This window comes from Pseudarthrobacter sp. CC4 (genome assembly GCF_048957775.1).
Taxonomy (GTDB): domain Bacteria; phylum Actinomycetota; class Actinomycetes; order Actinomycetales; family Micrococcaceae; genus Arthrobacter.
Genome location: NZ_JARCCZ010000007.1, coordinates 1 through 20,700, shown reverse-complemented (window position 1 = coordinate 20,700; position 20,700 = coordinate 1). Strand labels below are relative to the sequence as shown.

Genomic DNA, 20,700 nt, shown 5'->3' with positions numbered 1-20,700 from the left:
CGGGCTCGTCGAATACATGCGAGTCTCGAAGGCCGACGGTTCTCAGACGACAGATTTGCAGCGGGACGCACTTTTGGCCTCCGGCACCGACGCGGCTTCGCTCTACGAAGACAAGGCTTCGGGAAAGAAGGACGACCGGCCCCACCTGGCCGCGTTTCTCAAAGCACTGCGCCAAAGCGACACCTTGGTGGTCTGGAAACTCGACCGGCTCGGCCGGCACCTCCGGCACCTGGTTAACATCGTCCACTACCTGACTGAACGGGGCATCGGACTGAAAGTCCTTACCGGCCAGGGCACCGCTATCGACACAACCACAGCATCTGGAAAGCTCGTCTTCGGGATCTTCGCCGCCTTGGCCGAGTTCGAACGCGAACTGATCTCCGAGCGCACCCTCGCCGGCCTCGCCTCAGCCCGCGGCCGCAACGGTGGTCGCCCCTATAAGATGACACCAGCGAAACTTCGTCTCGCCATGGCCTCCATGGGTAAGCCCGGCAGCGAACTTTGCCCGGTAGACGCCGCCTGTCCGGTCCGCTGGTTCCCGCGTGTTTCCGTGTTCGTGCCTCGGAGGCGTCTTCCTCCCATCGGGAGCGCATGGGCCAGCATGGATCGTTTGATGCCTTGACGAGAAGGGACTTGGAGACCCTTCGGGGCCGCCGCTTCCTCCTGCCCCATGTCGTCTAGGCCTGCACGAGTAGTCCGGTTGCGAACATCACGGCCAGTCCCAGGATGATCCCGGTGGTGGTTGGTGCCGTGAGCGTTTTTTCTGTGCGGTCCTTGAGTAGGGGGATGAGTTTGACGGCCACTTGGGCGACCGCTCCGGCGCCGATGCCAAGCAGGAAGGCGGAGAGGGCTGGCTGGTAGACGGTTGCTCCGATCAGTGCCCCGGCGATGGCGGGCGAGCCGGCGATGAGTCCTAGGAGTGCCAGGCGGGCAAGGCCTGGCGGTTGCTTCGCCAAGGGGGTGACGATGGCCAGGCCTTCGGTGGTGTTGTGGATGGCGAAGCCGACGATAAGGGACGCGCCCAGGGCTAGTGAGCCCACGGCGTAGGCGGACCCGATGGCGAGTCCTTCGCCAAAGTTGTGCAGTCCGATGCCTATCGCAATCAGCAGTGCCAGGCGGCCCGGGGGCGGTGTGGCGGGCTGGGATGTGGCGCTCAGTTTCTGGTGCCGGCGCATCCAGGCGTCGGTGCCTTCAAGGACCAGGTAGGCTGCCACCGCGCCGAGGAACACCACTATCGGGCCGCCGAACGCTCCGTTGTCCGCCACGAGTTCCACGGCTTCGAGCGTGGCATCGATGGCAAGGAACGCGAGAAGTCCCACGGTGACGCCCAGCAGGACCCGGACCCATGATGCGGGCGCGCGACGAACGAATGGCATCCACAGCATCCCCAAGGCAACGGGGATGACGCCGACGTACACGCCAAGGAGCGTCATGAGGCCGAAGAAGGAGCTGCCGCGTTCCGGACTCAGTGCCGCGGCTTCGATGTCCGCCGGGACCTTGCCTCCGAGGGAGGTCACCAGTGCAACTTCGTAGGGATCACCGGCCACCCAGTTGTAGCTGATGGTCAGGGTGGTGGACTCCAGCGGCGCCATGGTCTCGCGGGTCTGGGTGAACAGCGCGTAGTAGTCCGAGACATTGACCTGGGCGATCGAGACAGGGTCCGGTCCTTCGTTTCGGACGGTGATGGCGATCTGGCCCGGCGTGAGCCGGATGTCTTCGACGGCGACTTCCTCCTTGGGCGGAACGCCCTCGGACAGCTCGGACAACCCGGGCGCATTCAGGAGCGAAAACAGGCCCAGCAGGATCGCGATCAAGACCAGCGGTCCAACGCCGAGCAGCCACCGCGGCACCGGGGTCCGGCGGTGGGGTTCGGCCGCCTGTGCGGCGGCTGTCTTTTCGTCCAGGCTCATGACGCGCTCACTTCGAAGAAGCCCATCCAGCCCAGTTCGGCGAACTCGGTCTTATGGGCGTGGAACATGTACTTGCCCGGGTACGGGAAGCGAACCTCCACGATGCCGCGCTGGCCCTGTGCCTGGGAGATGGTGTCCGTGTATTCGCTGGGCGTAAGCATGGTCCCGGTCGGGTAGTAGTGAAAGAAGTTCCCGTGCAGGTGGAAAGAGTTGATGGGGTCGTATTCGAGGATGTTGATCAGGTGGATCCGCACCAGCTCGTTCTGTTTGACCTGGACAGGGAAGTCCATGAAATGGAAGGGCAAGCCGTTGACAGAGTAGAACTCGTTGTCGTCTCCGCCGTCGGTGTTGTAGCCGTTCATCACCATCACCATTTCGTTGTCGGCCTTCGGGCGGCCTTCCTTGGGCTCGATGATGAACCCCCCGTAGAGGCCCTTGGCGATATGGGGGGCCAAGGGTGACTGATGGCAGTGGTACAGATGCGTGCCGAACGGTGTGGCGTCGAATTCGTAGGTAAAGCTCTGCCCCGGGGCGATCGAACCGGCCCCGATGCCTGGCGTTCCGTCCATTTCCGCGCGGTGGATCCCGTGGAAGTGCATCGTGTGCGGGTGCGCCCCTGCGTTGGTGAAGTGAATCCGCAGCGCGTCCCCTTCCTGCGCCCAGAGGGTGGGGCCGGGGATGCGGCCGTTGTAGCTCCAGCCCGGGAATGTCACACCCGGGGCGATCTCAAAATCCTTGTCCACTGCGACGATGTCCCACTCCCGCAGGGTCCTGCCGTCGGGCAGAGTGCTGGTGGTGCCCCGGTCGAAGTCATGCAGGATGGCAGTGGGGTCAATGCCCGCACGCTCCGGCGGGACAGATCCGCCAGCAAAACCGGCATGCCCGGCGTGGTTGGCCGCATGGGCGGCACCCGAGCCTGTCGAGGCCTCCGGGGCAACCGAAGGCCCGGCAAAGGCCTGCCTACCATGCGCCCCATGCCCGGACGCCGGATCTTGGGCCCCGCCAAGCGACACCCAGGCGCCAACGGCGGGAAGTGCAGCGAAAGCAGCAGCGCCGGAGAGCATGTTCCGGCGGCTGGGCATGCCCTTGGCCGCATAATTCGGTGACCCGTCCATCTAATCTCCCATGATCAAAAACATTTGTTAGGCCACTCTAACACTCGTCTTCTGTTGATAATATCAGGGTATGACTGTCTCCGATCTGACCACCCCTGCCCAGGACTATCTGAAGATGATCTGGTCAGCCACAGAATGGTCGGAAACCCCGATTACTGTCAGCGCCATGGCCGAGCGTTTGGGCGTCAAACCCTCCACGGTTTCTGATGGGATCCGGCGGCTGGCCCGACAGGGCCTCGTTACGCACGCCCCTTACGGGAAAATCGAGTTGACCGCGGACGGGCGTGAGCACGCCGTTCAAATGGTGCGCAGGCACCGGCTGCTGGAGACTTTCCTTGTCCAGATCCTGGGCTACGGCTGGGACGAGGTGCATGATGAAGCCGAAATTCTCGAACATGCAGTGTCGGACACCATGGTTGAACGCATCGCTGAACGCCTCGGCCACCCGACCAAAGATCCGCACGGAGACCCCATCCCCACAGCCAACGGTGGGCTGCCACTGCCCCGGGGCTTCCAGCTCGCCGAAGCTGAACCAGCACAGGTGCTGACGATAACCAGGATTTCGGACTCAGATCCGGACATGCTGCGCTATTTTGCCGAACTCGGTTTGGGACCCGACACAGAACTCACCGTCTTGGCACACCGCCCATACGCGGACGTCACCACCGTCCGGCTGCCAGACCGTGACATCGACCTTGGCCCCTCAGCAGCAGAGGCGATCTGGGTCATCGCGAATTAGCTGCCGGCAAGGCAGCCCCGTCCTCGGCTGGCCCTCTTCACCCTGTATAACTGTGCTGGTTTCTCAGAAGCGAAGGCTCCCACGAAACATCCTTGATATTGACCCATCCATGTTCCTGCGTCGACCGAATAGTCATTGAGACACCAGCCACGGGGCCGGTGAACATCGGTCGAGGCCAAGTAACCTGCCACAATTCAAGGGAGAACAAGAATGCAGACAATCAAGCGCACAACCTTCACCGTCGCAGGCGTTGCAGCCGCGGCTTTGCTCAGCCTTACCGCTTGCGGCGGAACGGCTTCCACCCCAAGCTCATCCGCGCCCGCCGCAGCGCCTACTGCTTCCAGCACGGCCCCGTCAGCATCCGCCAGCACCTCGGCCGGCACGATGGACCCGGCCGCCAACCTGGTAGGTCCGGGCTGTGCCGCCTACGCCGAGCAGGTCCCCACGGGTGCAGGCTCCGTCGAGGGCATGGCCCTTGACCCGGTAGCCGTCGCAGCATCGAACAACCCGATCCTGACCACCCTCACCGCCGCCGTGTCCGGCAAGCTCAACCCGAAGGTGGACCTGGTGGACACCCTCAACGGCGGCGAGTTCACCGTCTTCGCCCCGGTGGATGATGCCTTCGCAAAGATCGACGCCGCAACCATCGAGACCCTGAAGACCGATGATGCCCTGCTGAGCAAGATCCTGACCTACCACGTGGTTCCGGGCCAGATCACCCCTGACAAGATCGCCGGCACCCACGCCACCGTCCAGGGCGGCTCCGTGACGGTCGCCGGCAGCGGCGACAATCTCAAGGTCGACGACGCCAACGTGATCTGCGGCGGCGTCCAGACCAAGAACGCAACCGTCTACCTCATCGACTCGGTGCTGATGCCCAAGTAGTTCGGCACTCATCCGGAACCAGAAGGCTGCTCCCTGAGGGTTTGGACTAATTTCTCAGTCCAAACCCTCGGGGAGCAGTTCATTGTGTAGCCACAGTCTCTCTTTGGCCGCGATAAGAAGTACCGAAGTCTCAGATCGGAAGCCTAAGTCTACGGGACAGGAATGCCATGGAGGGCCGGAAGCCTAGAGAGTGAATCTCCTCCATCCGTCATCTCCGACGGATGCCTCGCAGAGCCGCCAATCTCCTGCAGCCGCGCGGACCAAAACTGCTCCGCCGCGCTAGCCATATCCTTTCTGAACGACTGTGGAAAAAACTCAAATACGTAAAGCTTCATTGACTCATGTGAGTTTAAGGAGTGTTCCACAGCCGGCGGTGCGGGGGAGTGGGGCGGAGGGTGCCGCCTTAGCTGGATTGGAGGGTTCGGTTCGTCCAGATGATCCGGGGGACGATCTGAACGTAGGCCACCATCCCAATGAGTTCCACTAATGTCTGGGTGACGACGACGAGGGATACCAGGGCGAGCGGCTCAGGAAGGGCCAGGGCCAGGGGAAGTACGACCAATGAGTTACGGGTTGCGCCACTGAAGATCACGGCCTTCGTACTGGCGGCGTCCAATCCGCCTACCCGCGCCGCTGCCATGCCCAGCGGGACCATCACCACAAGGAACGCTGCATACACCGGGAAGACCAACAGCAGGGATCCGATCCGGCTGCCCACACCGACGATCTGTGACCCGATAACGACGGCCAGGGTCAGCATCATCAAGGGAACCATCAGCCCTTCCATCATCGTCATCACGGCACGGCCTGCGGCTGCCCGTCTGGCCCACGCCTGGGTGAGCGCCGCCAGAACAAGCGGGATGACGATCAGGAAAACGAGCGCCTCGATGAAGGGCCCTGGCTCTATCTCTGACACCAGGTCGGGGCCGACAAAGAACAGCAGATACAGCGGTAACAGCAGCATCTGCGTGAGCATCAGCAGCGGCGCGGCCGCTAAAAGCCGATCGCTTGAGCCGCCGGCCAGTCCGGAGAAGACGATCACGTAATCGATGCAGGGTGTCAGCAGCACCATCATCACCCCGATCAGAAGGGCCTGATCATGTGCGATGAACCGGGACAGGGCAAAGACAACGCCCGGGGCGATAAGGAAGTTCAGGACCAAAACGGTCGCCATAAACCGGACATCCCGTACCGCCTCACCGATCGAGGCAAACGGGATGCCCAGGAACGTCGCAAACAGCAGCAACCCCAGGACAGGGAAGATGGCCTGCTCCAGGGGTACAGACACGGCAGGAACCAACCAGCCGAGACCGGCTCCAGCGCCAATGGCCAGCAGGTAAAGGCCGATCTGACGGCGTTCCATGACGTTGATCAACCGAGCTACTCGCATACATCAAGCGTAGGCGGGTGCATATTGTGGGGCGTCGGAAGATGACGAAGTAGGCCAGCCGGCCCGGGAACAAAGCACGAGCGGGCCTCAGCTGACGAAAAACCACCCGCCGCCGCACCGGACCTTTACCCACAGCGTTCAGTTGCCCGGCCCAAGGCAATGAAAAGGGAGACCGAATATTATTTTTCGGTGTACCTAACTTTGCGTTATTCTCAGTGGTATCACCACGCCCACAATGACGAGGACCATGATGGCTATTCCGACACTTCAGGCACGCCCGGCCGCGGGCCGGCGATGGTCCCGCTTGCTGCTGATGGGCCCGGCTTTTGTGGCGGCGATCGCCTATGTGGATCCTGGAAATGTGGCCGCGAACCTCACTGCGGGTGCGAGCTACGGGTATTTGCTGGTCTGGGTTTTGGTGGCAGCGAACGCCATGGCCGTGCTGGTGCAGTATCAGTCGGCCAAACTCGGGCTGGCCACGGGCCTGAGCCTTCCCGAGATTCTGGGCAAGCGTCTTGGCAACGGCCGACGGCGGATGTACTGGCTCCAGGCTGAGGTGGTCGCCGGCGCAACCGACATGGCGGAGGTCATCGGCGGTGCCGTGGCGCTGAACCTGCTGTTCGGCCTTCCGCTGCTGGCCGGCGGCCTCATCATTGGTGTGGCATCAATGCTGCTTCTCGCGTTGCAGAACGCACGGGGCCAGAAGTCCTTTGAGTACGCGATCCTGATCCTGCTTGGCGTCATCGCGGTCGGTTTCGTATCCGGGCTGTTCGTGAACCCACCCGATGCCGGGAGCGCCCTGGGCGGCCTGATTCCCCGCTTCGAGGGAACGGACACCGTCCTGCTCGCGGCCAGCATGCTGGGAGCCACGGTGATGCCGCACGCGATTTATCTGCATTCGGCGCTGGCGAGGGACCGGCACGGCTTCTCCAAGGATCCCGCCGTCCGGACACGACTCATTAAGGCCACCCGCTTCGACGTGGCGGGCGCCCTGATGCTCGCCGGGGTAGTTAACATTGCGATGCTTTTGTTGGCTGCGTCCAGCCTGCGCGGCATCGAAGGAACAGACACCATTGCCGGTGCCCACGCCGCTGTCACCTCCGCCCTGGGCCCGGTCATCGGCGTCGTGTTCGCGATCGGGCTGCTGGCCTCGGGACTGGCCTCAACATCTGTGGGCTGCTACGCGGGCGCCACGATCATGGGTGGGCTGCTGAAGCTCCGCGTACCCCTGCTTACCCGTCGCGTCATCACCTTGATCCCTGCCCTGCTGATCCTCGGTGCCGGGATCGAGCCGACCTTGGCCCTGGTCCTGAGCCAGGTCCTGCTCAGCTTCGGCATCCCGTTCGCCCTGATCCCGCTGATCCGGCTCACCGGAAAACGTGACGTGATGGGCATCCACACCGACTCGACACCGCTGAAGATCGCGGGCTGGACCAGCGCGACGCTCATCGTCGGCCTGAACTGCGTCCTCATCGCCCTCACTATCACCGGTCAAGCCTAATCATCCCGGAGTTACCTGGAAGCGGAGTCACCGCTGCGGACCGGAGCCACCCTCACCGCGTGCGTCACTCTTGGTTCCCTGGGTGACGTCCTGGCCGCTGCTGGTCATGCGGACGGTTGTTCCACCAATGAAGGGCGAAGTCGTCCAGGGCTCTGCCATCGACGAGCCAAGGAGTTGGCGGCACGAGCCGGAGACCGCGGAGCTCACCACTCTCCAGCATCTTCAAAACTTCTGCTTCACTGATGCCCAGTGCCCCGGAGGCCGTTTTGACCGTGTAAAAGTGGGCCATCCGCCGTGCCGGTTTGGGGGCGTCACATGGCGACATGCCAGAACTCCTTTTCGGATCGTGCAAGTGTTGGCCGCCTGATGGGAAGTGCCGTCATTTCCACGGCCGTGCATTCCGGTCCGGTACCGCAATCTAAGGGCTTCAGTTCCATTTTGTCGACCACCAAATTTGGGGACAGTACTGCCCACCCGTGTCGTTGGGGTCCGGTGAAGGAGATTTCGGGGCAACAGGCAGTCGCTGACCAACGCGACATTGATCGTGGGCCTGACCTGCGTTCTCAGCATCACCGGCAAGCCTGTTCGGACAGCCGGGCTTACCCGGATGCGGTATCCCCGCTGCTGGCGGGGATACCCACACGGCCTCCGTCGCTTCGGTTCCGAGCATGATGGCCTGCCCGCTGCGGGTCACGTGGAAGGTTGTCCCTGTAGTGAAGGGCTTCCGCTCCCTGATGGTGAGCTCGGTACCTGGGCTGAGGCCGAGGCCGGAAAAATAACGCAGCAACTTCGGGTCCGCGTCCGAGACCCGGCAAATTACCACGTTTTGTCCTGGCTGCGCGGCGGTCAGCTGGCTGGCTCCGGGCCGGCGCATCTGTCCGTCGACTGTGGGGATGGGATCGCCGTGAGGGACAGCGGACGGGTGTTCCAGGAGTTCATCCATTGTGGCGATCAGGTGTTCGGAGGCCGCGTGTTCGAGCTTTGCGGCCTCGTCGTGGATTTCGTCCCAGGTGTATCCAAGGGTCTGCACCAGGAAGGTTTTTAGAGCCGGTGTCGGCGGACCATGACCAGCGCATACCGCCGCCCATTGGGCGTGAGGCTGACGCTGCTGTACTTGGCGTGTGTGACAAGACCCTGCCGCGCGAGTTTTGCGTTGCCCTCCGAGACCGTGGACCTACTGAGGCCCAGCCGGTCCGCCAGTAATCCAACAGTTACCGGCGCATCCGACCATTCACCGGCGGTGTAGAGGAGCTTCAAGTAGGCCTGGGCGGCAACGGTCAGGTCAGGAACGACGGGCTTAACCACTGCCGCGCCGCCCACCCTGTAGGCAGCCAGTGAGCCGTCGTTTTGGTGGAAGGATGATCAAGGCCGGGGGCTCAGTCCTTGATGCCAGTCCACGGCCTGCGGAGCAAACAACCGCCCATGGTCCGGTCGTCACCCCTGCAGCAGATCCACCAGCCCGACGGAGGCTTGCAGTCAGGAACTCCACACGTGGCTGGCCTCCGCTGTCAGAGGCCCATGGCGTCCAGAAGAGCATCTTCCTCGTCATCAGAGCGTGGGCGCCGTGGTTTGCCCTGTGGGCTGGCCTGCTGTCCAGGTTCGGACGGTTCCGCAGCTTCACGTTCCTCCCGGCCGATGCGGGCCTGCTGCCGCGCTACATAGCCGAACCCGACAAAGGCCAGCACTCCGAAGGTAATCCACTGCATTGCGTAGGACAGGTTGGATCCTTCCTGCACCTTGGGTGGGGCGAGTTGCTGAGGCGCAAGCTCCGGCGGGGGTGATTCGGAGGCCATGAGCCCATAACTGCCGGTCTTAACCGGGTACTCCAGCTGACGCGCATAGGAGGCCAGGTCAATGCTGGCCAGTTGCCCTTCGGGGGCACTCCGGTCCACGTTGGCCTCTGATGGTTTGATCCGCACCACTGCTGCGACAGTTCCGGGGGGCGGTGCAGGAACCGTATCAGGGTAGCCTGGCCGATTGTTCCCGATGGGAACCCAGCCCCGGTTGACGATGATCGTTTCACCGGAAACCAGCCGGAACGGGACCAGAACCTCGTACCCGGCGGCCGAGTAGTTGGGCCGGTTCCGGACGATCCGCTGGTCGTTGGCCAGGTACTGGCCCCTGACAGATACCGTGGTCCACTTGGCGTCCGGGTCCGGGTCGTCAAAGTAGCGGCTGGCTTCTTCGTAGGGCACGGGCGGCTTGTCATAGTTCTGCTGGACGCGGCGGATTTCGGTGACCGCCTGGTTCCGCCGGTCCATCTGCCAGTTACCCAGCCCCATGCAGGCCGCTGCAAACAGAACGGCCATGCCCAGGATACCCAGCCACCGCCAGGACAGCAGGAATCCGTAGGCCCGGGGCGTCCGGTCCTTGTTCGGCAGCAAGGTCAGCCCTGCACGCCGCCGGAACAAACGGCCCCGGGCTCAGGTGCCTGCGGGCCTTGCCGGTATTTCTTAATAAACGGTGCCAGGCGTTCGTCGCTGCCGCTGTCCACGGCAAGCTGTTTTCCCCAGGCTGTTGCCACAACCGGGGAGGCTTGTTCGGCTACCGGGCTGAGCAGGAGGTAGTCCTGCTTGCCGGCCAAAGCGGTCAGTTCGGCGAGCTCGTCCGGGGCAAGGTCGGGGCGGTAGGTGAGCCACACCGCCCCGTGTTCGAGGGAATGCACTGCCCGGGTCTGTTCAACGGGGTCCGTGTAGATCCCGCAGTTGGTCCAGACCGGCGCATGGTCCCCGCCGGTGGCCGGAGTCTGTGGATAACTGACTGCCTGGCTGGTGTGGTTCCTGGATTGGTCCGGATAGTCCTGCTCACCCTCGATCGGCCGTGCGGCCGCGGCATTAAGCTGTTCGCGCTGCTGCACCTCCCCCACGAGGACAAAGGTCACCGCGGCAATGATTGCGAGGACGACGGCCGCGCCGGTGCCGTAGATCAGCCAGGCCCGCCGTCTGTCAGCGGCCCGCTGTTTGGCCTGCACTGCTGCCAGGAGCGCTTTGCGGTCCTCACCGGCTTTTGGTTTTCCGGTCATCGGCGGTCTCACTCTCTTTTTGGGGCGATCAGAGTCGGCTTCGGAGTTCTTCAAGGGCCGTGATTTCAGCTGTCTGTGCTTCGAGGATACGGGCAGCGAAGTCCCGGACCTTCGAGGTTTCCGCCAGCCGGGTCCCGGCGGTGGCCATGGCGACACCTCCTTGATGATGGCGGATCATCAAATCAACGAACAGACGGTCGGCCTCCGCACCTGAAGCTTCCCGCAGCGCCTGCATCTGTTCCGGGGTCGCCATGCCTTCCATGGCACCTTCAGGGCCGGACGCCTGGGCGGTATGCGCGGCTCCGGTTCCTTCATGTGCGCCGCCGGGCGTCATCCAGGCCATCGGCGGCGCTGTCCCGGCCGGGGACAGTCCCCAGTCCTGCAGCCAAGCGAACATCTGCCCGTTCTGATGCTGCTGCGCGGTGGCAATATCGTAGGCGACCGCCCGGACCTCGGGGTGGTCGGACTTGTCCCGAATCACCAGGGCCATCTCCACCGCCTGGGCATGATGGGTCTGCATATCCCGGGCAAATCCGGCATCCGGGCCGGAGTCCGGGACGAGTGCGGGCGCCGCGGAAAGCCGGCCCAAAGCGAAGAAGCCCAGCCCCGTGAGGGCCACTACTATGACGAAAACAGCCCAAAGCCGCTTCCGGTGCATTGGTGACGTTGCCGGCGCCTGGTCGCCCGGTTCCATGAGGGTCACGGCCGGAGCCAGCCCTGGGGATCCACCGTCACGCCGTCGCGGACGATTTCGAAGTGCAGGTGGCATCCGGTGGAGTTTCCGGTTGTTCCGGCCCCGCCGAGCCGCTGGCCCTTGGCCACCACGGAACCGACGGAGACCTCTATTGAGGACAGATGGTTGTACGTGCTTTTCATCCCATTGCCATGATCGACAACGATGCGGTTTCCGCCGCCGTTCTGGGACCATCCAGCTTCCACGACGGTCCCCGAGCCGGCCGTGAACACTGCCGTCTGGCACGAAGCCACCAGATCCAGCCCGGTATGCAATTCACCGGACGCGCCCGTGATCGGGCTCGTCCGGAACCCGAACGGAGAGGAAATGGACATGCTGGCCAGCGGAGCGCCCAGGGTGGTATCCACGGGCACAACCGTTGGCGGTGCCGTCGCTGCAGCGGAAGGAACTGCGGAGGGGGTCCCTGCGGTGGATCCTGTTGCGGCAGGCGCGGGCGTCTCAGGCCGTTCGGCCGGACGGGTCCCGACGTCAGTGCGCTGATAAGTGATGACCGCCTGTTCCTGCGCTGTTATGGCCGGGGCTGCCTCCACAGCGGCCGGCTCGGCGGCGGGAACGGTGCCGGCGGCAATAAGCCCGGCATGCGCGGCGGGTATGCCGGCTGCAAGCATCACGACGGCGGCAAAAGCGGAGGCCCCGGGAAGCCAGACAGGGCGCGGGGACGGGGCCACGGGACGGACGGCGCGGCGCGCAGTTCTGGCAGCACCGGCGCGGCGCCGGGAGCGGTCACTGGGCAGAGCGCGGCGGCGGCCATGGAGGGAGGAGGGCACAGCGGAATCCTTTCGGGTCGCCTGCGAAGTTAGCTGTCGGGTTCGGGCCAAGGAGAAAGCCCGGACGCCCGTGGAGCCGGCCCTCGTGGCCCGGCACAGTGTGCGTCTTCACCCCAAGGCAGCAAGCTGCCGTTTGTGGGTCCTCCGCCCCCGCCGTTCATGTTCGGATCTGACACCGCCGGCGGGGCTGAGCGTGCGGCGTCGAGGGCTCAATACAGGAAAGCCTGAACTAACGTTACCTAAGAAAGCCTGAATATCACAATCTGATAACAGCAGCAAGGAAGGCGCAGTTCTACGCTTCGTAAAATTCATCTGCAGATATCTTCATATGACCAGGCCCGCGGGTCAAGTTGACCGGGCCCTTTATCGGCGACGGGGTTCAGGTCTGTCTGCCAGCTGCTGCAGGTAGCTGTTGTAGGCGTCCAGCTCCGGGGTTCCTCCGGTGAGCTCGGCCCGCTCAATTCTGGCGTTGGATCTGGCTTCCTCACGCTGCCAGCGGACCAGGATGAACATCAGCAGAAGCACTCCGGGTAATTCCCCGTAGGACCAGGCCAATCCGCCGGCTACGCCCTGGTCCGTCAGGGGGTTGATGTTCCAGCTCGCAGGCGGCGTGGCAAAGAATTTAACCATGGGAGTGGTGGCCATCATGATGACCACCCCGAAGAACGCGTGCAACGGCATCTCTGCGAAGATATCGATCATCCGTCCGAAGTGGGTTTGGCGGCTCGGCAGCGGGTCAGCGGAAATCAACGGCACGGTGAAGAGGATCCCGGAGATCAGGAACAGCAGTTCCAGGCCGACGTGGCCGTACCAGTTTGGCAGCAGCAGGTCCGCCAGACCGGAGAAGTACACGCCGTAAAAGCTGAGCAGGAACAGCGGGACCATGAAGGCCGGGTGAATAGCAACGCGTCCCCATCGGGAACGCAGGCCCCATAGCGCGGCCCGGAGGGCGCGGCGGCCCAGCCTGCCGTGGGGTGTTGCCCGCAGCAGCAGTGTTCCTGGTGATCCGATGACCAGCAGCGGCGGAACGGCCATCATCAGGGTCAGTTGCTGGAACATAAAGATGGAGAACATCCGCAGTCCGTACCCTTCGATGCCGGCTCCCATGACCACGATGATGGCCAGGCAGCCGACCAGGAAGGAACACGTCCGCACCACGGACCAGCCCCGGCCCTGCCGCCACAGCCGGATCGCCCCTGCCAGGTAAAGCGCCGCGGCCAGCAGCGTCAGGGCAGGGATCAGCGGTACCGGCTGCAGGTTCGGCGCCAGGTATTCAGGAAGCGAGGGCGGCAGCGACGGAAGCCAGACCGGACCGGTGATCTCAGGCTCAGACATGGCAGCACCGGCTGTCGCACTGTGCGGGCAGGCCCGCCCCTGTCAGGGTGCCTGGCCGCCTTCGACCATGCGCAACCGGTCCTTGCCTGTATGTCCAACGTGCGTCAAGCCGAGATCGAGGAGCATGCGGACGTGCGAATCCGCCAGAGAGTAGTAGGCCATCCTGCCCGAGCGGCGCACCTGAACAACCCGCGGCCCGCGCAGCAGGCGAAGGGCGTGGGAGACGCCGGACTCGCTCAGCCCGGTAGTTGCTGCCAGGTCGCAGACGCACATTTCTCCTTCGAGAAGGGCGATCAGGATCCTGACCCGGCCAGGGTCCGAGAGCAGCCCGAAGATCACCGCCAAGTCGGTTACGTCCGAATCTCCTGGCATCCTGGATCTGACCGCGCCGACTTTTTCTGCGTCGACGAGCCGGACCGAACACTCCGGCCCGGCGGGGACCCGGGGTGGAATCTGCATCATCCATCTAGGCTACCTTTACGCGCTAAAGCTTCGAGTTCCCCCGGTTACGTGCGGCAAGTGCAGGAGGCCCGCGGCGCCGGGGGAGTGCACGCCCTGACACGCACGTTTAACGTGTGAACAACTCTACAGATAATCTGGTGTCGCGCGCTGTGCTTCGTTTCGCGCTCCATCCCCACCCTTCCGTAGGGGCCAGGACCAGGTTAGGACGTATTGTGGCGCTCAAAGTCTCCACTTCACAGGAGAGGCCCGCTGTCTCACCCCGGCCGGTCTGGCTGGCAGCCGCCTGCGCAATCGCCCTGGTGGTGGTTCTGGCCGCGACCGCCTACGGCAGGGGAACTCTTCCGGCCGAGACCCGGGACCCCGGGGCGCTGGTCCAGTGGGGATACGGCCTGGCACAGACGGTGCACAACCTCGCGGCGGCGGCAACGATCGGCGGACTCGTCTTGGCCGCTTTCATTATCCCGCCCACCCTGAGAAGCTCAGGCCGGGCGTCAAGGACACGCCATGACGAGCAGGGCCCGACAACAGGCGCTGAGCACCCCGCCTTTACCCGGATCATGGTCCTGGTTTCGGCCACCAGTGTCATATGGACCCTCTCCGCCCTGGCGGTCCTGGTCCTGGGCTTCGCCGACATAGCCGGCGTCCCGGTCTCCGGCAGCCCCGAATTTTCCGCGGGCCTTGTCGCCTATATGACACAACTGCCCAGTGGAAGCGCCTGGCTGTCGGTCGTCATCATCGCAGCGGTGGTGTCAACCGCGGTGTTCGGTGCCCGTTCTCCCGGCCCCCTGGCCGCGGCCGCGCTGCTGGCGATCGCAGGACTGGTGCCCGTCATCCTTATCGGCCATGCCTCCAGCGGCACCGACCACGAACAGGCCACCAATTCCCTGGGCCTTCACCTGGTCGGGGTGTGCCTCTGGTTCGGCGGACTGATCGCCCTCGCCGCCGCCGGAACAGCCCTGGGCAAGGACACAGCCGCGGTCCTTCGCCGGTTCTCCTCCCTGGCCTTGTTCGCCTTCATCCTGGTCTCCGCCTCGGGCATCATCAACGCCTCAATCCGGCTGCCGCTGCCCGAAGGACTGACCTCCCCCTATGGTGTCCTGGTGATGGCTAAAACCGCCGCCGTCATCATCCTGGGCATCATCGGATATCTGCACCGTACCCGCCTCATCCCCGCCCTGACCCGGAAAGACGGGCCGGGTGCAGGCAGGGTGCTGTGGCGGTTCATCGTCGCCGAACTGCTGATCATGGGCGCCGTCAGCGGCCTCGCGGCGGCATTGGGCCGAACGCCTCCCCCCGGTGGGGAGGAGATCCGCGCCGCCCTCACCCCGGCAGAAGTGCTCACCGGATACCCCCTGCCGCCGGAGCTGACCCCCGAACGCTGGTTTACCGTCTGGCGGCCGGACTGGCTGTGGATTGCCGTGGCCGCCACCGCTGCCGTCCTCTACCTTTTGGGCGCGCATCGCCTGCGCCGGCGAGGGGACAACTGGCCGTGGATCCGGACGGTGCTCTGGCTCACCGGGCTTGCGGCGCTGGTCTTTTTCACCTCCGGCGGCCCTTCGGTCTACGGCCGCATACTTTTCAGTGCGCACATGGTCGACCACATGGCCCTGACCATGGTCGTCCCCGTCTTCCTGGTCCTCGGCGCGCCGGTTACCCTCGCCCTGCGCACCCTGGCTCCACGGCGGGACGGCTCCCGCGGGCCCAGGGAATGGATCATGGTCCTGGTCCATTCCCGGCCGGCCGCGGTCCTGACCCACCCGTTGTTCGTTGCGGCCAACTTCGCCGGCTCCATCGTCCTGTTCTACTACTCGGACGCCTTCGGGTTCGCCCTGCGTGAACACGCCGGACACGAGCTGATGACAGCCCACTTCCTGATAACCGGCTACCTGTTCATCCTCTCGATGATCGGGACCGACCCGGTACCCCGCCGCGCCCCCTATCCGCTGCGGCTTCTGCTGCTGTTGGCAACGATGGCCTTCCATGCCTTCTTCGGTGTGACGCTCATGGGCTCGCCAACGCTTCTGCAGCCTGACTGGTTCACCGGCCTGGGCCGGGACTGGGGACCGCCGGCCCTGGCCGACCAGCAGATGGGCGGAGCCATCACCTGGGGTATCGGCGAGGTCCCCACCCTGCTCATCGCCATCGGTGTCGCCGTCATGTGGTCCCGCTCCGACGCCAGGGAAATGCGCCGAACCGATCGTGCGGCAGTCCGGAACAACGACGCGGATCTGGACGCATACAACGACATGCTCGCCCAGCTGCAGGAACGCGACAGCAGGATAGACCGGCAGCGGGACGGCCAGTGAACCGCGTCAATTCAGGCTTCTCTGAATCCACCATTATCTGTACTCTTGCCGGTATGCGTATCCTCTCAAGCACTGAGGTCCTGGCCCGGTTCGGCAAAGCCCTCGCGGACCCGACCCGGGCAGCTGTCCTGCTCACGCTGCGAAACGGCCCGGCGTTTCCCTCCGATCTGGCCGAAGGGATTGGTGTGAGCCGCCAAATTCTTTCCAACCACCTTGCCTGCCTGCGCGACTGCGGGCTGGTCCTGGCCGAGCCCGTAGGGCGGCGCGTCAGGTACGAACTTTCTGATCCCCGCCTTGCCCATGCCTTGGGTGACCTGCTCGGTACCATCCTTACGGTCGGCACCATTTGCCAGTGCGCCGACCCTGACTGCGCCCAAGAGACAACCGCATACTCCCGGACCGGGGCCGTAAACCAGGAGATCCATTCGTGAGCGGGCACGACCACGCCCACGGCGCCGGGGACGGGGCAGTACAGCGTGGAAAAATGATCATCGTTTTCACCATCACCTTTGCCGTGATGGTCGCCGAGATCATCGGCTCGGTCCTGACCGGCAGCCTTGCCCTGCTGGCCGACGCCGGGCACATGTTCACCGATTCGGCCGGTTTGCTGATCGCCCTGATCGCCGCGTCGCTGGCGCTCAAGCCCGCCACCATGAAGCGGACCTGGGGCTATAAACGGGCAGAAATCGTCGCCGCGGCCGGGCAGGCGGCCCTGCTCCTGGGCGTGGGCGGCTTCGTCATCATCGAAGGCATCCGCCGGCTCTTCGAACCTCCCGAAGTCGGGGGCTCCACGATGCTCTGGTTTGGCATCATCGGCCTGGCCGGCAACGCCATCGGCCTGATCGTGCTCGCCTCGGGCCGGAAACACAACTTCAACATGCGCGCCGCGTTCCTCGAAGTCCTCAACGACGCCCTCGGATCCGTCGCCGTCATCGCCGCCGCGATCATCATCGCCGTCACCGGCTGGGTGCAGGCCGACGCCGTCGTATCGCTGCTGATCGGTGCCCTGATCATCCCCCGGACACTGAAGCTCCTCAGCGAAACCCTGAACGTGCTGATGGAGAACGCCCCGGCAGGCCTTGACCTGGCAAAGGTCCGTGAACACATCCTCGCCCTGCCGCACGTCATCGACGTCCATGACCTGCACGCCTCCCTCGTCGCCTCCGGCACCCCGGTCCTCTCCGCGCACGTCACGGTCGAAGACGGCTGCATGATGGACGGCCACGCCGCGGAGATCCTGGCGGACCTGCAGCGCTGCGTCGCAGAACACTTTGAAGTCAGCGTCGAACACTCAACTTTTCAAATCGAACCCGCCGCCCACCGCGACCAGGAAAGCATCCCCCACTAATGACAAAAACAACACCCACCACCAAGCCCACCGACCCGGCACGGAAGGTCCGCATAGTCCTCTGGATCCTCCTGGCCGCCGCCGTCGGCGCCGGCCTGATCTGGTACGCGGTCTTCACCTTCAACAAACCCGAACCGGCAGCCCTGCAGCCCGTCGCGGACGCCCAGGTCGTCAGGGAGGACAGCCATCGCCTCACCACCCCCGCGACCGAGAAAGCCCAGCTCGTGGAGTTCCTGGACTTCGAGTGCGAGGCCTGCGGCGCCGCCGCGCCGCTGGTGGAGGAACTGAAGAAGGAATACGGGGACCGGATCACCTTCGTGAACCGCTACTTCCCCCTGCCCTCGCACAAGAACTCCGGCCAGGCCGCCCTGGCAGTGGAAGCCGCGGCGCAGCAGGGCAAGTACGAACAGATGGCCGCCAAGATGTTTGAGACCCAGCCGCAGTGGGGCGAGAAGCAGGACTTCCAAAACGCCCTGTTCAGGACCTTCGCCGAAGAGCTCGGCCTGGACATGGAGAAGTACGACGCTGCCATGGCCGCCGAAGAGACCAAGGAACGGATCCGCAAAGACATCGCCGACGGAAAAGCCCTCGGCGTCACCGGCACCCCTACCTTTTTCCTGAACGGTGAAAAGCTGACCCTCAACACCGAAGCGGAATTCCGGCAGAAACTCGACGACGCCGTCAAATAGACGGCACATGGCGTGGCTTGCAGAACCGCTATCGTTCTACATGATGTAGCAGAACAACGCCCGGAAGGAGCTGGCACGTGGTCGTTCACGCGCCTTTGCGCCTGCCCCGCGCAGGGGTTCTGGCCCTGACCGTTCTCACGCTCGCCGCCGCGGCACACCTGGGCGCCGGGGGCGAACTTCCAGGGCCGTCAATCATGATGGCGCTTGCCGCGGTCGTGGGACTCTCCGCAGTCCTGCTCGCGGGGCTGAAAATGACAGCGCCCCTCCTTGCGGCCTACCTTGGCGGGTCCCAGCTGAGCCTGCACCTGGCCTTCTCAACGCTGTCCGCCAGCGCCGTGCCAGGCTCTGAGCCTTCACATCATGGGCTGGGACTGGCGGCCACCGGCCCATTGATGCTGGAAAGCGCAACGTCCCATCGGCATCTGATGGCCGACGCCGGTTCACCAATGACGTTCGCACACCTCATTGCAACGCTGGCCACAGCACTCCTCCTTGCCCGCGGCGAGGACGCCCTCTGGGCGCTTGCGGCGTGGCTGCGTCCCCTCAACGGACCCATCGATCCTGTCATTATTCCCCCGGGCTTCCGCCAGCCGCCGCGTACCCAGCGTCCTGTTCCTCTTTGCGCCAAGGTTCCCGTTCAAACCGTTGTCCGTGGGCCACCGCAGGGATTCGGCTGCTCATAAGAGCCTCGCCGGTGACGGCGGGGCAACCCGCCTGCGGTATGCAGTGCGGTGACCGGATACGAACAGAATCGAATGAACCCATGACAGTACGAAAAAAGAACGCACGCTCCCGGGCTGGCCTCGCTCTTGCCGGAGCGCTGCTGCTTGCTGTGATCGGCGCCGGCCCGGCGCAGGCCCACGACGCTCTCCAGTCCACGTCCCCGGACCGGGACGCGACAGTGACAGCCGCCCCTGACACGGTGACCCTCACCTTGTCAGAACCGCCCACGGATTCAGAGAGCCTGAACCTGAGCGTGATCACCGTGACCGATTCAACCGGAAAGACGCTCAGCGACGGCAAGGTCACAGTGACCGGCCCGACGATCTCGACCAGAGTCGCCCCCGGAAGCAACGGACCCTACACGGTGCTGTGGCGGACGGTTTCCTCCGACGGTCACCCCATCGAGGGAAACTACTCTTTCACGGTCCAGGACCCCGCAGCAGTAACGCCGGCTGCACCGCCAGCCTCGACAACAGAGTCGGTGCCGCCCTCGGCTGCACCATCGCCAACTCAGAGCGCGGCGGCAAACACCGTTCCGAAGGCTCCGCGCCCGGATGACAGCAATGGTCCGCTCGTCGTAGGGATCGGCGCAGTCATCATCGCCATCTTGGGGGGCATCCTTTACCTCGCCCGGCGCCGCCGGGAGCAGACCCGGTAACGGGTAACTGACCCCTGAGGGATTTTCTGGAACCGTAGCTGCCGGGCCCGGCCACCTGACAGGAAGGGTGCGACCGGGGCCGGCATCTCTTTTTAGGCCGTGGTCTTAGTGCTTTTGCGGCTGCTGTCCGGCTTTCACCGAACGCCTGCGGTCCCGGTACCTGGAGACCGCAGCAGCCGCAACGGCCCCGGCCATTAGCCCGAATGCGGCGAAGCCAACGTAGAACAATACGGAGGACACCGGCGGTGCAGGTGCGGACGCATCGGCGGCCGCAACAATGGTCAGCCAGTACGCGATGGTGGCTCCTGTCCACGCTACGCCCGCACAAGCTGTCAGCCATGACCACCGGGAAAACCACGCCGTTCCGTGCCGATAGGACAAGGCGACGGCTATCGCCACTACCCCGGCGACTGCCAGGAGCTGCAGGCCGAGCAGGTACGGCCCGGCAATCAATCCGACGGGAACGCCTAATCCGCCCAGGAGTACCAGCCGCTTGGCACCCAGGGGCATTCCGGCCGTGCCTCCCTGGTCCCCGTCGGGCCGTGCCCCGTCGCTTGTCGTCTTATCTGGCATGGTCGTATCCATGGACTTCCTCTTAAAAAATGGGGCTTGGCCGGCGCAGGGGCTGCCCGGCGCCGCACGATGGCACGGCAAATGTTTGGCCCCCCCTGACGTTACAGCATCAGCTGGATCGAACCTGGCCGGGGCGAATCTACGGGGGAACGGAACTTTTCACCGGAGTAACGCGATTGAGCTGTTATTCCTGCGAGGCGTCCGGCCCCGGGTCCCGGGCTCTTCCTTTGGCAGTGTGAGGAAGGTATCCATGACGCCAACTAATCAGGGGCTCCGCGGGCAGGAGATCTGTTACGGGCAAAAGCACCTTCTCCGGGCACAAGAGACGATGTGCGCTGAGGACTATCCCGTTGACGGTTCTGATCCATCTGTTTCCTTCGTTCAGTAACGGGCCAGAACGTCATCTCGATGGAAACCGCCACGACGATAAGACGCCGGTCACTCCTGGTGTAAGCGGCCATGAAAAACTGCCCATAGGCGGCCACGTAATTGCCCACTGACGGCCAGTAGAACTGCCCAGCGG

General features: G+C 64.2%; 23 protein-coding genes and 1 riboswitch. Of the genes, 10 read left to right on the top strand and 13 right to left on the bottom strand.

The annotated features are described in order from the left end of the window. Positions 1 to 16 precede the first annotated feature (16 nt). Complete coding sequence (locus PV768_RS06450) at positions 17 to 622, top strand: recombinase family protein (RefSeq protein WP_366284902.1); 606 nt, start codon at positions 17 to 19, stop codon at positions 620 to 622. Positions 623 to 677: 55 nt separating this feature from the next. Here the strand turns inward: PV768_RS06450 and PV768_RS06445 are convergent, their stop codons facing one another. Both PV768_RS06445 and PV768_RS06440 read right to left on the bottom strand, forming a co-directional pair. After that, on the bottom strand, positions 678 to 1,910 hold the full coding sequence (locus PV768_RS06445) for a ZIP family metal transporter (RefSeq protein ID WP_366284899.1): 1,233 nt from the start codon (positions 1,908 to 1,910) through the stop codon (positions 678 to 680). Then, positions 1,907 to 3,025 carry a multicopper oxidase domain-containing protein gene (locus tag PV768_RS06440; RefSeq protein ID WP_366284896.1) on the bottom strand — a complete coding sequence of 373 codons (1,119 nt, stop codon included), beginning with the start codon at positions 3,023 to 3,025 and terminating at the stop codon, positions 1,907 to 1,909. Before PV768_RS06440 ends, PV768_RS06445 begins: the two co-directional genes overlap by 4 nt. A gap of 70 nt (positions 3,026 to 3,095) precedes the next feature. On the opposite strand from PV768_RS06440, the gene PV768_RS06435 reads away from it, so the two are divergent. Next, entirely contained in the window at positions 3,096 to 3,764 is a 669-nt protein-coding gene (locus PV768_RS06435) for a metal-dependent transcriptional regulator (RefSeq protein ID WP_366284893.1), read from the top strand. Between the two features lie 210 nt (positions 3,765 to 3,974). Beyond that, the gene (locus tag PV768_RS06430) at positions 3,975 to 4,649 is read left to right on the top strand and encodes a fasciclin domain-containing protein (RefSeq protein WP_366284891.1); all 675 of its coding nucleotides are present in this window, start codon (positions 3,975 to 3,977) and stop codon (positions 4,647 to 4,649) included. A 403-nt stretch (positions 4,650 to 5,052) separates the two neighbouring features. Here the strand turns inward: PV768_RS06430 and PV768_RS06425 are convergent, their stop codons facing one another. Then, positions 5,053 to 6,039 (bottom strand): arsenic resistance protein, encoded by a 987-nt coding sequence (locus PV768_RS06425; RefSeq protein WP_421092583.1) that lies wholly within the window; start codon positions 6,037 to 6,039, stop codon positions 5,053 to 5,055. 250 nt (positions 6,040 to 6,289) lie between these two features. Between PV768_RS06425 and PV768_RS06420 the strand changes: the two genes are divergently transcribed. Continuing rightward, the gene (locus PV768_RS06420; RefSeq protein WP_366284888.1) at positions 6,290 to 7,540 is read left to right on the top strand and encodes an Nramp family divalent metal transporter; all 1,251 of its coding nucleotides are present in this window, start codon (positions 6,290 to 6,292) and stop codon (positions 7,538 to 7,540) included. A 427-nt stretch (positions 7,541 to 7,967) separates the two neighbouring features. On the opposite strand, the gene PV768_RS06415 is transcribed toward PV768_RS06420, so the two are convergent. The 8 genes from PV768_RS06415 to PV768_RS06380 all read right to left on the bottom strand — a co-directional run bounded on the left by PV768_RS06415 (position 7,968) and on the right by PV768_RS06380 (position 13,880). Further along, a complete protein-coding gene (locus PV768_RS06415) occupies positions 7,968 to 8,570 on the bottom strand; it encodes a metal-dependent transcriptional regulator (RefSeq protein WP_366284885.1) in 603 nt (200 codons plus the stop codon). 11 nt (positions 8,571 to 8,581) lie between these two features. Next, positions 8,582 to 8,845, bottom strand: a complete 264-nt coding sequence (locus PV768_RS06410) for a metal-dependent transcriptional regulator (RefSeq protein ID WP_366284882.1) — start codon at positions 8,843 to 8,845, stop codon at positions 8,582 to 8,584. Between the two features lie 203 nt (positions 8,846 to 9,048). Beyond that, entirely contained in the window at positions 9,049 to 9,849 is an 801-nt protein-coding gene (locus PV768_RS06405; RefSeq protein ID WP_366285043.1) for an SURF1 family protein, read from the bottom strand. A 77-nt stretch (positions 9,850 to 9,926) separates the two neighbouring features. Then, positions 9,927 to 10,562, bottom strand: coding sequence for a DUF3105 domain-containing protein (locus tag PV768_RS06400; RefSeq protein ID WP_366284880.1), 636 nt, complete (start codon positions 10,560 to 10,562; stop codon positions 9,927 to 9,929). Positions 10,563 to 10,590: 28 nt separating this feature from the next. Continuing rightward, a complete protein-coding gene (locus PV768_RS06395) occupies positions 10,591 to 11,256 on the bottom strand; it encodes a DUF305 domain-containing protein (protein ID WP_366285040.1) in 666 nt (221 codons plus the stop codon). Positions 11,257 to 11,261: 5 nt separating this feature from the next. After that, positions 11,262 to 12,083 carry a M23 family metallopeptidase gene (locus PV768_RS06390; RefSeq protein WP_421092582.1) on the bottom strand — a complete coding sequence of 274 codons (822 nt, stop codon included), beginning with the start codon at positions 12,081 to 12,083 and terminating at the stop codon, positions 11,262 to 11,264. 4 nt (positions 12,084 to 12,087) lie between these two features. After that, positions 12,088 to 12,268: riboswitch (cyclic di-AMP (ydaO/yuaA leader) on the bottom strand. Positions 12,269 to 12,446: 178 nt separating this feature from the next. Continuing rightward, entirely contained in the window at positions 12,447 to 13,418 is a 972-nt protein-coding gene (locus PV768_RS06385; RefSeq protein ID WP_421092581.1) for a cytochrome c oxidase assembly protein, read from the bottom strand. 42 nt (positions 13,419 to 13,460) lie between these two features. Then, positions 13,461 to 13,880: an ArsR/SmtB family transcription factor gene (locus PV768_RS06380; protein WP_397425288.1), complete on the bottom strand. Its 420-nt coding sequence runs from the start codon at positions 13,878 to 13,880 to the stop codon at positions 13,461 to 13,463. 212 nt (positions 13,881 to 14,092) lie between these two features. Here PV768_RS06380 and PV768_RS06375 point away from each other — a divergent pair, with 212 nt between their 5' ends. The 6 genes from PV768_RS06375 (at position 14,093) to PV768_RS06350 (ending at position 19,604) form a co-directional block, all read left to right on the top strand. Beyond that, positions 14,093 to 16,186 (top strand): cytochrome c oxidase assembly protein, encoded by a 2,094-nt coding sequence (locus PV768_RS06375; RefSeq protein ID WP_366284872.1) that lies wholly within the window; start codon positions 14,093 to 14,095, stop codon positions 16,184 to 16,186. Positions 16,187 to 16,239: 53 nt separating this feature from the next. Continuing rightward, positions 16,240 to 16,617, top strand: coding sequence for an ArsR/SmtB family transcription factor (locus tag PV768_RS06370; RefSeq protein ID WP_366284869.1), 378 nt, complete (start codon positions 16,240 to 16,242; stop codon positions 16,615 to 16,617). Further along, entirely contained in the window at positions 16,614 to 17,534 is a 921-nt protein-coding gene (locus tag PV768_RS06365; protein WP_421092580.1) for a cation diffusion facilitator family transporter, read from the top strand. The genes PV768_RS06370 and PV768_RS06365 overlap by 4 nt, the downstream gene beginning before the upstream one ends. After that, on the top strand, positions 17,534 to 18,223 hold the full coding sequence (locus tag PV768_RS06360; protein WP_366284866.1) for a DsbA family protein: 690 nt from the start codon (positions 17,534 to 17,536) through the stop codon (positions 18,221 to 18,223). The genes PV768_RS06365 and PV768_RS06360 overlap by 1 nt, the downstream gene beginning before the upstream one ends. 77 nt (positions 18,224 to 18,300) lie before the next feature. Then, the gene (locus PV768_RS06355) at positions 18,301 to 18,906 is read left to right on the top strand and encodes a hypothetical protein (RefSeq protein WP_366284864.1); all 606 of its coding nucleotides are present in this window, start codon (positions 18,301 to 18,303) and stop codon (positions 18,904 to 18,906) included. Between the two features lie 80 nt (positions 18,907 to 18,986). Beyond that, on the top strand, positions 18,987 to 19,604 hold the full coding sequence (locus PV768_RS06350) for a copper resistance CopC family protein (RefSeq protein ID WP_366284861.1): 618 nt from the start codon (positions 18,987 to 18,989) through the stop codon (positions 19,602 to 19,604). Between the two features lie 105 nt (positions 19,605 to 19,709). Here PV768_RS06350 and PV768_RS06345 read toward each other — a convergent pair whose 3' ends face one another. Both PV768_RS06345 and PV768_RS06340 read right to left on the bottom strand, forming a co-directional pair. Continuing rightward, on the bottom strand, positions 19,710 to 20,177 hold the full coding sequence (locus PV768_RS06345; protein WP_366284860.1) for a hypothetical protein: 468 nt from the start codon (positions 20,175 to 20,177) through the stop codon (positions 19,710 to 19,712). 260 nt (positions 20,178 to 20,437) lie between these two features. Next, the coding region (locus PV768_RS06340; RefSeq protein ID WP_421092579.1) for a hypothetical protein at positions 20,438 to 20,700 on the bottom strand (263 nt) is incomplete at its 5' end.